The following is a 12,131-nucleotide window of genomic DNA, read 5'->3' as shown; positions in this document are numbered from 1 at the left end:
CGAGCCGTCGTCGGGGTCTTTGCACGCTGTGGCCGGCGCGGGCCTACATGCCCTGGTAGACCGGGCCTTCTCCGCCTTGCGGCGGCACCCAGTTGATGTTCTGGTTCGGGTCCTTGATGTCGCATGTCTTGCAGTGGACGCAGTTCTGCGCGTTGATGACGAAGCGCACATCCTTGGCCGTGGGATCGGCGGCGGCATTGCCATCCTTGTCGACCCACTCGTAAACCCCGGCCGGACAGTAGCGCGTCGAGGGGCCCGCAAAGACATCGTGCTCGGACCGCTTCTGCAGTTCCATGTCGCCCACAAGCAGGTGGACCGGCTCGTTTTCCTCGTGATTGGTGTTGGACAGGAACACCGAGGACAGCCTGTCGAAGGTCAGCACGCCATCGGGCTTCGGATAGGCGATCTTCTTGTGCTGGGCGGCAGGCTCGAGCGTCGCATAGTCGGCCTTGCCATGCTTCAGCGTGCCGAAGGGCGAGACACCGAACAGCGTGTTCAACCACATGTCGAGGCCGCCGAGGCCGACACCGACGATGGTGCCGAAGCGCGACCACAGCGGCTTGACGTTGCGCACCTTCTTCAAATCCTTGCCGATGTCGGTCGCGCGCCAGGCTTCCTCGTAGGAAGCGAGTTCGTCGTTGGCGCGCCCGGCACCGATCGCCTCTGCGACATGCTCGGCCGCCAGCATGCCGGACAGCACGGCATTGTGCGAGCCCTTGATGCGCGGCACGTTGACGAAGCCCGCCGCACATCCCATCAGCGCACCACCGGGGAAGGACAGTTTCGGCACCGACTGCCAGCCGCCCTCGGTGATGGCGCGCGCGCCATAGCCGAGGCGCTTGGCGCCGTCGAAAGTCCCGCTGATCGCCGGATGGGTCTTGAAGCGCTGGAATTCCTCGAACGGCGACAGATAGGGGTTCTTGTAATTGAGGTGGAGGACGAAGCCGACCGCCACCTGATTGTCCTCGAGATGGTAGAGGAACGAGCCGCCGCCGGTCTTCAAGTCAAGCGGCCAGCCGAAGGAATGCTGGACCAGCCCCGGACGGTGGTTCTCCGGCTTGACCTGCCAGAGTTCCTTCAGGCCGATGCCGTATTTGCCCGGTTCGCGGCCATCGGAAAGCTTGTATCTGGCGATCAGTTGCTTGGCGAGCGAGCCGCGAGCGCCCTCCCCGATCAGCACATATTTGCCCATCAGCGCCATGCCGGGTGCGAAGCCCGGACCGTGCGTTCCGTCCTTCTCGATGCCCATGTCGCCGGTGACGACACCGGTGACGGCGCCTTGCTCATTGTAGAGCAGGCCGGCAGCGGCAAAGCCCGGATAGATTTCGACGCCGAGCGCTTCGGCCTTGGTCGCCAGCCAGCGGCAGACATTGCCGAGCGAGACGATGTAGTTGCCGTGATTGTTCATCAGCGGCGGCATCAGCATGTTGGGCAGGCGAAACGAGCCGGCAGGGCCAAGGACCAGGAAATGGTCTGATGTGACCGGCGTCTTGAAGGGATGGCCGTCCTCATCGCGCCAGCCCGGCAAGAGCCGGTCGATGCCGATCGGATCGACAACGGCGCCGGAGAGAATATGGGCGCCGACCTCACCGCCCTTCTCGAGGACGACGACCGAAAGCTCGGGATTGACCTGCTTGAGGCGGATCGCGGCGGCGAGGCCCGCCGGTCCGGCGCCGACGATAACCACGTCGAATTCCATGCTTTCGCGTTCGATGTCGCTCATCAACCCCTCCGCACTGGCTTATCCCATTCGGGTATCTTGCTGGCTCCCGCGCTGCATAGCGCATCAATTGACGACAGGAAACCGGCGCATACGTGACAATGCCGTTTTGGCCAAAAAGTCGCGCATTGCGAGGCTGGAAGACTGCTTTTCGCCCGGCATTGCCTGCGAGGCGCGCGTTTTTAATTGTTCGACGGCTTGCTTATCGGCCATACTTCACGCCATGCGCATTCCTGGGCCAGCCGGCTTTTCATCGACGCGCTTTCTTTTCCCGCCCGGCCGGATCCGCCGGGCGCTCGTTTTGGCCCTTCTGATGCTGGCGCCGCATCACGCTGCCGCCGACGAAGTGAAGGTCTGGGCGGCAGGCGCCTACTCCTTCTCCGACGAGCTTGGCGGCTTCCGCATCACCGGCGCCTCGGGCATCGGAACGAAGGACGATCCGTTCGTCATCACCGAAGAGCTGAATTCGTCAACGCCGGTGACGCTGACGATCCGCACGACAAAGCCGATCCAGGCCTTCGGCAAGGCCGGCGAATTCGCCAACGGCATGATGTATATGCGCATCGAGGTGCTCAACAATAGCGGCCAGGCCTGGGTCGAATTCCAGTTCGAATTGCAGGAGATCCTGAACCAGCCGAGCGTGTTCGGCGACGGGCTTTCCTTCGACCAGCGCAACAAGACGCCGGACAATATTTTGTCGAGCAATTTCGCCGATTTCGATCGCGATTTCGAACCCTATGACCGGCTGCTGTTCCGGAATGGCAAGGTCGACCCGTTGAAAACCGCCAGGTTCGAATTCCTGATGACCGACTACACGCCGCGCTGGACCTTCTATCTGGTGCAGGATCCGCGCATACCGACGGGATAGACGATAGGAATTTTTTCTTGACTCGGTGACCTCAGCTATGGTACATTTTGCCTATGGTGCTGATTTGCGCCAGTGACCCGCCGCACTGAACTGACCCCTTAAAGTTGGACAGTTTAAGGTGGCGGCAGATTTAAGGGCTGGGTTCTGTATTGCACAGGGCTCAGCCCTTTCAGTTTCAGTTTGATGCGATCATGATTGTAGTAGTGGATGTAATCCTCGATGCTGGCCTTGAGGCTCTGAACGTTCTCGAAGGTATTGGGGTAGAAGAGCTGCGAAGAAGCTCTCGATAGGTGCGTTGTCGAGGCAATTGCCTTTGCGTGACATGCTCTGGGCAATGCCTCGTGCCTGGAGCCTGCGCTGGTAGGCAGGCGTCTGATACTGCCATCCCTGATCGGAGTGTAGGATGGGCCGTTGGGTTTGGTCGAGCCGGTCCAGCGCTCTGGCGAGCATATTTTCCACCAGCTTGAAGAGCGGTCGCCTTGCGGTCTCGAAGGCGATGATCTCGCCGTTATAAAGGTCCATGACCGGTGAGAGATAGAGTTTGTCGCCCGCCAGGTTGAACTCCGTCACATCGGTCACCCATTTATGGTTGGCGCTGTCAGCGTTGAACTGGCGTTGAATGAGATCGGGAGCCGTCCTTCCGATGCCGCCTTTGTAGGAGCGATACTTCTTCGGCCTGACCAGCGACTTCAATCCCATCTCCACCATCCGACACTGCACCGCCTTGTGATTGACGACATGACCGAGCCGGCGCAGTGCAGCAGCCACCCGGCGATAACCGTAGCGGCCCTTGTGGCTGTCGAAGACGGCTCTGATCTTCTCCTTGAGACCAGCATGGCGGTCGACGCGGGACGCCTTCTGTCGATAGTAGAACGTGCTGCGGGAAAGCCCTGCCAGTTTGAGCAGACCATCGAGCGGATAGAGCAGCCTTAACGCTTGGACAGCTTGCGCTTTTTGGGCGCGTGTCCCTGCGTTAAGGCCTCCAGTTTTTTTAGGTAGGCGTTCTCCATGCGCAGATGGTTCAGTTCCGCAAGCAGCTCTTCGCGGCTCTTGGTCTCATCACTCTGCGCCACGGGCGGCTCGCCAGGCGACGGCTGGTCTGACATCGATCGCGGCCTTCCTCTGCGGCGCGGCGCGAGCGCCTCTATCCCACCGGCTTCGTAGCGCCTCTCCCAGTCCGGAAGGCAGCCGGCGTTGCGGATATTGAACAGCGCGGCCGTCTGTCGGCAGGACAGTCCATCCTCCCACATCCGGTGCAGAACCGACAGCTTGAACTCGCCGTCATAGTGGCTGAGCTTGCGAGCGAGGCCGGCAACCCCGTGCGCTTGATAGCTCGCAACCCATTTGCGCACCGTCGCAGCATCTACGCCGTCGGCTGCACCGGCGCTCGCATAGCTCTCTTCACCACTCAAATAACGATCAACAACAGTGCGCTTCAAACTCTCGCTGTGTTTGGACATGAAAACCCCGGAAGGTGGATGTCCAACTTTCGGGGGTCATTTCACACAGGCGGGTTTTTCGTTTGATGCTCCGTCAGCCAACGCGCCGGCGAAAGGCTCCGAAGGAACCCGTTAACCCGGGTTCGTTGCCCTGGTAGAGAAACTGCCAGCCTTGCAAATTGCCGCCACGCGGACGAATGTGAATCGATGACTGCCGCTTCCCCAACCAACAGACCTGATATCGCCGACCTGCTGGCCTTTTATGCCAGCGTTGGTGTCGACGAGGCGCTCGAAGAGCAGCCGGTGAACCGGTTCACCGAGGTCTCGCCAAAGCCGATGGAGCGCGCGCCGACCGCAGCGCCTTCGGGTGACACCGCCGCACAGCAGCGTTCGACAAATCGCCCCGAAGGGGGCGACAGGCCAAATGCGCCACCTGTTTTGCGCGCACCGTCGGCCACGGTTCCCGACGAAATTCAGGCAGCACTTGCCCGCCAATTGGCAACGACGGCAACAACGCTTGACGAGCTTCGCCAGCACATGGCGGCGTTCGACGGCTGCAATCTCAAGGCCACCGCCAAGAGCTTGGTGTTCGCCGACGGCAACCCGGAAGCCGCCGTCATGCTGGTCGGCGAGGCACCCGGCCGCGATGAGGACATCGAGGGCCTGCCCTTCGTCGGCCGATCGGGCCGGCTGCTCGACCGCATGCTGGCGGCGATCGGACTCGACCGCACTTCAGTCTATATCGCCAATGTCATTCCCTGGCGGCCGCCGGGCAATCGCACGCCGACGCCGCACGAAACCGAGATCTGCCGGCCCTTCATCGAGCGGCAGATCGAACTGGTCAATCCCAAGGTGCTGATCAACCTTGGCGGCCCGTCAGCCAAGACCTTGCTCAACACCTCGGAGGGCATATTGCGGCTGCGCGGCAATTGGCGCGTTCACACGACGGCATCCGGCATCGCCATTCCGGCAATGCCCACGCTGCACCCGGCCTATCTCTTGCGAACGCCCGCGCACAAGAAGCTGGCGTGGCGGGATTTTCTCGAGGTGAAGGCAAAGCTGCGGGAAGTTGGCTGAGGCTTGGCGAGTAGCCAATCTCCGACATGGATGCCGTACCGATAACCTCCGAGGTAATTGAAATACGTCTGCTCTCGACCTAATCATGCCTCATGACAACACCCCAAACGTCCGCCGGCAGCCTCATTCGCGAATGGCGCACCCGCCGCCGCATGTCGCAGCTCGACCTCGCCATGGAGGCCGAGATCTCGCAGCGGCATCTGAGCTTCGTCGAAAGCGGCCGCGCCGCGCCCTCGCGCGACATGGTGCTGCATCTGGCCGAGCAATTGTCGATACCGCTGAGGCAACGCAATCAATTGCTGCTCGCCGCGGGTTTTGCGCCCAGCTTCGGCGAACGCTCCCTGACCGACACGACGCTGGCGCCGGCGATGGCGGCCGTCGAGATCGTCCTCAAAGGCCACGAGCCTTTCCCGGCACTCGCCGTCGACCGCCACTGGAACCTGGTTTCGGCCAATGCCGCCATTGCACCCTTCCTTGACGATGTCAGCGAGGCTTCGCTGCTGACGCCGCCGGTCAACGTGCTTCGCCTCAGCCTGCATCCCGGCGGCATCGCACCGCGCATCGTCAACCTTCAGGAATGGCGAACGCATCTGCTCGAGCGCCTGAAACACCAGAACGACGCGAGCGGTGACCCTGTGCTGGTCGAATTGGAGCGCGAATTGCGCAGTTACCCGTCCGGCTTGAAAGGCAGCCGGCCGGTGTCCGTCGAGCCGAATGCCATCGTGCATCCGCTCAGGCTGGCGCATGGCGATCAGGTGCTGTCGTTCATCAGCACCATCACTGTCTTCGGCACGCCGCTCGACGTGACGCTTTCGGAACTGGCGATCGAATCGTTTTTCCCCGCCGATGAACAGACGAGGACAGTGCTGGTTCGGTTGGCGAAGGAGCGAGCCGAGCTGTCGTAATCACCCTTCAGGCAAAGACGCCTTGCGCGTGCGGGTGCGCTCCAGGCCAAGCTGGCGTTCGCGCCAGATGATGAAGATGCCGGCGGCGACGACGATCAGGCCGCCGACAAGCATATGGAGCGTGGCGACGTCGCCGAAGACGAGATAGCCGACGACGACGCCGAGGATCATCGAGGTGTATTCGAACGGCGCCACCACCGAGGCCTCGGCATGGCGATAGGCCGCCGTCATCAGGATCTGGCCGAGGCCGCCGCAGAAGCCGGCGGCAACAAGGAGAGCTGCCTGGAGCGGCGTCAGCGCCTGCCAGCCGAATGGCAGCGACAGCAGCGACATGACGCTCGCCGTCACCGAAAACCACAGCACGATGGTCGCTGTGCGCTCGCTTTGCACGAGATTGCGCACCAAGAGCATGGCGACGGCCGAGATCGCCGCCGCGACAAGAGCGGCCATGACGCCGAGCACTTCCTGGTCGTCGAGCGCCTCGTCTGAACTCAGCAGCGTCAGTTCCGGCCAGGAGATGATCAGCACGCCGACCAGGCCGACCGCGACCGCACTCCAGCGATAGACACGGATGGCCTCGCCGAGGAAGATGGAGCTGAACACCACCACCAGCAGCGGCTGCGCGTAGTTCAGCGTGATCGCTTCCGGCAGCGGCAGTCGGGTCAACGCAAAAAAGCCGAGCCCCATGGCGCAGACGCCGACCAGGCCGCGGGCGATGTGGTTGAACGGACGCCTGGTGGTGAAGGCAGTGCCGAGTTCTTTCCTGAAAGCCAGGAAGGCGATGATCGGGAAGATGGCGAAGAAAGAGCGGAAGAAGACAATCTGGCCGGCCGGAACCGTGCCTGCGGCTTTGATGCAGGTCTGCATGCCGACGAAGACCGCCACCGACACGATCTTGAGCATGATGCCGGTAAGCGTGTCGTGCCCGCCGGCATCATCGCTGGCTGTGGCCGGGGGGCTGCCGGGGCCTGCTGTCACGCTCCCGACGCTTCTCGGATCGTCGCCCAGATACGCGCGGGCGTTGCCGGCATGTCGATGTGCTTGACGCCATAAGCGCGCCAGAGCGCGTCGGTCACCGCATTGAGTGCCGCCGGGGTCGAGCCGATGGTGCCGGCCTCGCCCGCGCCTTTGATGCCGAGTGCATTGGTGGTCGAAGGCACGTTGCGGGTCTCGAAATGGAAGAACGGGAAATTGTCGGCGCGCGGCATGGCGTAATCCATGAAGCTCGCCGTCAAAAGCTGTCCATCCTCGCCATAGATAGTGTCTTCGGTCAGTGCCTGGCCGATACCTTGCACGACGCCGCCATGCACCTGGCCGGCGAGCAGGATCGGGTTCACGGTGACGCCGAAATCGTCGACGATGGTGTAGCGGACGATCTCGGTCGCGCCGGTGTCGGGATCGATCTCGATCTCGCAGATATGGGTGCCGTTGGGATAGGTGCATTCGTCCTGCACGAACTCGCCAAAGCCCTTGAGATCGTCCGGCGTCTTGGCGGCCTTGGCGATAGCGGAAAAATCGAGCGAGCGATCGGTGCCGACGATGCGGGCGACACCGTCGGACAATTCGATGTCGCCGGCAGAAGCCTCCAGTTCGTCGGCTGCGATGCGCTTGATCTTGTTGGCCAGATCCTCGCCCGCGCGGGAAGCCGATACACCTCCCAGCGGAATGGAGCGCGAGCCGCCGGTGCCGCCGCCGGCCTTCAGCTCATCGGTATCGCCCTGGCGGACATGAATCTTGTCGATGTCGAGATTGAGCTTTTCCGACAGGAACTGCGCATAGGCGGTGGCGTGTCCCTGCCCGTTGGTCTGGGTGCCGATCTTCAGCGTCACCGTGCCATCGCCATTGAGTTCAACGAAGGCCGGTTCGGAGCCCGGAAAGGCACAGGCCTCGATATAGGTCGCCATGCCGAGGCCGCGGATTTTTCCGCCGGCCTTCGATTGCGCCAGCCGCTCCGGAAACGCTTTCCATTCGGATTGCTCGATGGCGCGCTCCATATGGCCTTCGAATTCACCGGTGTCGTAGAGGCGGCCGGTTTGCGTCCGGTAGGGAAATTGCTCCGGCCGGATGAAGTTGCGGCGGCGGATCTCCTCGACAGGCAGGCCGAGATCGTGGGCGCAGGCATCGACCAGCTTTTCCAGCAGGAAGGCTGCTTCCGGTCGGCCGGCACCGCGATAGGCATCGACCGGGCAGGTGTTGGTGTAGAGGCCGGTCACCGAGACGTCGAGCGCCTGGATATCATAGACACCGGTCGACATGGTGACGCCGATATAGGGGATGAACGGACCGTATTGCGAGATATAGGCGCCGATGTTGGCGAGCAGGTCCACCTTCATGCCGAGAAAGCGGCCGTCCTTGTCCAGCGCCATTTCGGCCGTGACGAAATTGTCGCGCCCTTGCGCGTCGGTCAGGAAGTGTTCCGTGCGGTCGCCGGCCCATTTCACCGGGCGGCCAAGCCGCTTTGCCGCTTCCAGCACCAGCGGATATTCGCGGTAGACGAAGCTCTTCGGCCCGAAACCACCGCCGACATCAGGCGTGATGACGCGCAGCTGGTCTTTCTTGATCTTGAACACGCTGGCCAGGATATACTGCATGGAGTGCACGCCTTGCGACCCGGTGGTCAGCACGAAGCGCTTCTCCTCAACGTTCCATTCGCCGATCGCGGAGCGCGGCTCCATGTAGTTGCACACCAGCCGGTTGTTGACGAACTCGATGCGGGTGACATGGGCGGCCTTGGCGAAAGCCGCTTCGGTCTTTTTCCTGTCGCCCATGTGGTAGCTGAAGGCGCGGTTGGAACCAAGCTCCGGCCAGACCAGCGGCGTGCCTTCGGCAAGTGCATTTGCCGTCCCCGAGGCCGCGTCTTCGCCGTCATAGTCGACATCGATCAGTTCGGCGGCATCCTGCGCCAAGGCTCGGCTGTCGGCGACGACGAAGGCAACGGCATCGCCGACATAGTTGACGCGGTCGCGGCACAGGATCGGGATGTCGCGCGTCGGAGCCTTGGTGCCGTCCGGCTGTTCCTGCATGACGCCGGATTTCAGATCGCCGAGATGGGCAAGATCCTTGCCGGTCAGCACCAGATGGACGCCAGGTGCCGCCTTCGCCGCCTCGGTCGAACCGATGGTGAAGCTGGCCTTGGCGACCGGCGAGCGCAGGACATAGCCATGCAGGACGCCAGCCGGCTGGATGTCGTCGGTATAGCGGCCCTGGCCCTGGATGAAGGCGGCATCCTCGCGCCGCAGCACGGATGCGCCCATGCCGAATTTCGGTGTGACGACGGTCATGGATGCCTCGTGATGATGACAGGAGAAGGAACGCCTGAAATAGGCATTGCCTCAGTTTTGTCGAGGGGCGGTTTCGTGTAAAGAGCGCGGACTTCAAATTTCTTGGACCAGCGGACACAATCCGCCGCCAACGCAATCGACAGGAAAACCCACGGAATGCGCACGGACACCGGCCAGGTCTTCAAACTCGAAGACTATCGCCCCAACGACTACCTCATTCCGAAAACCGACCTTACCTTCCGCCTTTCGCCAGACGCAACGCGTGTCACCGCCGTGCTCACGATAGAGCGTCGTGACGACGTCTCCGTGTCGGCACCGCTGGTGCTCGACGGCGACGGGCTGACCCTCAAGCGCATAGAGATCGACGGCAACAAGGTAAAGCCGGCGGATCTGCTGGCGACGCCCGATCAACTGACCATCCTCAAGCCGCCGGCGGCGCGTCGCTTCCAGTTGCTCATAGAGACCGAGGTGGCGCCGGCCGGCAACGAAGCCCTGATGGGCCTCTACCGCTCGAGCCATGTCTACTGCACGCAATGCGAAGCCGAGGGCTTTCGCCGCATCACCTATTTCCTCGATCGTCCCGACATCCTGTCCGTCTACACGGTGCGCATAGAGGCAATACGTGACGAAGCGCCGCTGCTCCTGTCCAACGGCAACCCGGTCGACAGGGGCGACCTCGGCGACGGCTGGCACTATGCAGTGTGGCACGACCCTTTCCCCAAGCCGTCCTATTTGTTCGCGCTGGTGGCCGGCAATCTCGGCCAGCTTGCGGACAGTTTCGTCACGCTATCGGGCCGCACGATCGAACTCGGCATCTATGTCAAGCCCGGCAAGGAGAACCTGGCCGGCTACGCGATGGATGCTCTGAAGCGGTCGATGAAATGGGACGAGGAGGCGTTCGGCCGCGAATACGATCTCGACGTCTTCAACATCGTCGCCGTGTCCGACTTCAACATGGGCGCGATGGAGAACAAGGGCCTTAACATCTTCAACGACAAATATGTGCTGGCCGACCGGGAGACCGCGACGGACGCCGATTTCGCCAATATCGAGGCGATCATCGCGCATGAGTATTTCCACAATTGGACAGGCAACAGAATCACTTGCCGCGACTGGTTCCAGCTCTGCCTGAAGGAAGGCCTGACGGTTTTCCGCGATCACGAATTCTCTGCCGACCAGCGTTCGCGCGCGGTCAAGCGCATCGCCGAAGTGCGCACCTTGCGCGCCCACCAGTTTCCCGAGGACCAAGGTCCGCTGGCGCATCCGGTGCGGCCGCGCCGCTACCGCGAAATCAACAATTTTTACACCGCGACGGTCTACGAGAAGGGCTCCGAAGTGGTGCGCATGATCCGCACAATTCTCGGTGCCGACGTCTTTCGCGCCGGCATGGACCTCTATTTCGAGCGGCACGACGGTGACGCGGCGACGATCGAGGATTTCATCAAGGTGTTCGAGGATGCGTCCGGCCGCGACCTGTCGCAGTTCGCGCTCTGGTATCATCAGGCGGGAACGCCGAACCTGACGATCAGTTCGACGCACAATCCGGCCGCGCAAGAATTCACGCTCGAAATCGAGCAGTCGGTGCCGCCGACACCGTCCGAAAGCCGCAAGCGGCTGATGCACATCCCGCTGGCTTTCGGCCTGATCGGCGCCGGCGGCAAGCCTGTGCCGTATAGCGGCGTCGAAGGCGCCAGCGTCGAGGACGGCGTCATCCATATCCGCAAGCGTCGCCACATGGTGCGGTTCTCAGGCGTCACCGAGCGCCCGGCCGTGTCGCTCAACCGCGGCTTTTCGGCGCCGGTGACATTGTCCGTCGAGCAGAAAGCCGACGACCAGTTCTTTCTCGCCCGCCATGACAGCGACGCCTTCTCGCGCTGGCAGGCCTTCAACACATTGCTGACTGATGCACTGATATCAGCCTTCCGCGAGGTCCTCGGCGGCAAGCAGCCGGCCTTTGCACCGCGGCTGATCGAACTCGCCGGCAGCATCGCCGGTGACGAGACGCTGGAGCTGGCCTATCGAGCACTGGCGCTGGCATTGCCCGGCGAAGCCGACATCGCCCGCGACATCGGCAGGAACATCGACCCCGATGCCATCTATGCCGCTCGCGAGGCACTGGCGTTGGCGATCGGCACTGCGAACCGGGACGTTTTTTCGGGCCTCTACCGCAGCCTTGCCGACAGAGAAGCGTTCAGCCCCGACGCGGCGAGCGCCGGACGACGCGCCTTGCGCAACACCTTGCTGGATTATCTGTCGCTGCAGCCGGGTGGAGCAGCACTCGCCGCCGGGCATTTCCAGTCGGCGACCAACATGACCGACCGCGCGGCAGCACTTGCCGTGCTCGCGCATCGTCACCACGGTTCGCCCGAGACGGTCGAGGCGCTGGCGGCTTTCGAGACGACCTATGGGTCCGACCCGCTGGTCATGGACAAATGGTTCCAGATCCAGGCCAGCGTTCCGGGGCCGCAAACCGTCGACACCGTGAAGGCCCTGACCAACCACCCGGCCTTCTCGATGGGCAATCCAAATCGAGTTCGCTCGCTGATCGGCACCTTCTCCAGCGCCAACCAGACCGGCTTCCATCGTGCTGACGGCGAAGGCTACTGGTTCTTTGCTCAGACTGTGCTCGAGGTCGAAAAACGCAACCCGCAAGTGGCGGCAAGGCTGGCGACGGCGCTCAGATCGTGGCGTTCGCTCGAACCTTTGCGGCAAGCCAAGGCCAGGGAAGCGCTGCTGTCGATCGCCGGCGCCGAAAACCTGTCGGCGGATCTGCGGGATATTGTCGAGCGCACGCTGGCGTAGGGAGAGCGATCTCCCCCTTGTGGGGGAGATCGACCATTT

The 12,131-nt window shown here is 62.5% G+C and carries 8 protein-coding genes and 1 pseudogene; 4 read left to right on the top strand and 5 right to left on the bottom strand.

Annotated elements, in window-relative coordinates:
- Positions 1-43: 43 nt before the first annotated feature.
- Together NKH95_RS04445 and NKH95_RS04440 are read right to left on the bottom strand one after the other, a co-directional pair.
- Positions 44-1,723 (bottom strand): electron transfer flavoprotein-ubiquinone oxidoreductase, encoded by a 1,680-nt coding sequence (locus tag NKH95_RS04445; RefSeq protein ID WP_352441285.1) that lies wholly within the window; start codon positions 1,721-1,723, stop codon positions 44-46.
- A gap of 63 nt (positions 1,724-1,786) precedes the next feature.
- Positions 1,787-1,933 carry a hypothetical protein gene (locus tag NKH95_RS04440; protein WP_155930595.1) on the bottom strand — a complete coding sequence of 49 codons (147 nt, stop codon included), beginning with the start codon at positions 1,931-1,933 and terminating at the stop codon, positions 1,787-1,789.
- Between the two features lie 10 nt (positions 1,934-1,943).
- Between NKH95_RS04440 and NKH95_RS04435 the strand changes: the two genes are divergently transcribed.
- Positions 1,944-2,588: a hypothetical protein gene (locus NKH95_RS04435; RefSeq protein ID WP_352441286.1), complete on the top strand. Its 645-nt coding sequence runs from the start codon at positions 1,944-1,946 to the stop codon at positions 2,586-2,588.
- 113 nt (positions 2,589-2,701) lie between these two features.
- Here the strand turns inward: NKH95_RS04435 and NKH95_RS04430 are convergent.
- A pseudogene (locus NKH95_RS04430) lies at positions 2,702-4,048 on the bottom strand (IS3 family transposase).
- 186 nt (positions 4,049-4,234) lie between these two features.
- Between NKH95_RS04430 and NKH95_RS04425 the strand changes: the two are divergent.
- Together NKH95_RS04425 and NKH95_RS04420 are read left to right on the top strand one after the other, a co-directional pair.
- Positions 4,235-5,104, top strand: coding sequence for a uracil-DNA glycosylase (locus tag NKH95_RS04425; RefSeq protein WP_352630804.1), 870 nt, complete (start codon positions 4,235-4,237; stop codon positions 5,102-5,104).
- Between the two features lie 92 nt (positions 5,105-5,196).
- Complete coding sequence (locus tag NKH95_RS04420) at positions 5,197-6,009, top strand: helix-turn-helix domain-containing protein (protein WP_023812827.1); 813 nt, start codon at positions 5,197-5,199, stop codon at positions 6,007-6,009.
- Here NKH95_RS04420 and NKH95_RS04415 read toward each other — a convergent pair whose 3' ends face one another.
- Both NKH95_RS04415 and NKH95_RS04410 read right to left on the bottom strand, forming a co-directional pair.
- On the bottom strand, positions 6,010-6,987 hold the full coding sequence (locus NKH95_RS04415; RefSeq protein WP_128303009.1) for a DMT family transporter: 978 nt from the start codon (positions 6,985-6,987) through the stop codon (positions 6,010-6,012).
- Positions 6,984-9,290, bottom strand: coding sequence for a xanthine dehydrogenase family protein molybdopterin-binding subunit (locus NKH95_RS04410; protein ID WP_352891126.1), 2,307 nt, complete (start codon positions 9,288-9,290; stop codon positions 6,984-6,986). The genes NKH95_RS04415 and NKH95_RS04410 overlap by 4 nt, the downstream gene beginning before the upstream one ends.
- A 156-nt stretch (positions 9,291-9,446) precedes the next feature.
- Here NKH95_RS04410 and pepN point away from each other — a divergent pair, with 156 nt between their 5' ends.
- Complete coding sequence (gene pepN, locus NKH95_RS04405) at positions 9,447-12,092, top strand: aminopeptidase N (protein WP_352441292.1); 2,646 nt, start codon at positions 9,447-9,449, stop codon at positions 12,090-12,092.
- The last annotated feature ends 39 nt before the right edge of the window (positions 12,093-12,131 follow it).

It is taken from the genome of Mesorhizobium sp. M0848 (genome assembly GCF_040319805.1).
Lineage (GTDB): Bacteria > Pseudomonadota > Alphaproteobacteria > Rhizobiales > Rhizobiaceae > Mesorhizobium.
The sequence above is the reverse complement of the archived record's forward strand: the minus strand, read 5'-3'. Positions and strand labels throughout refer to the sequence as shown.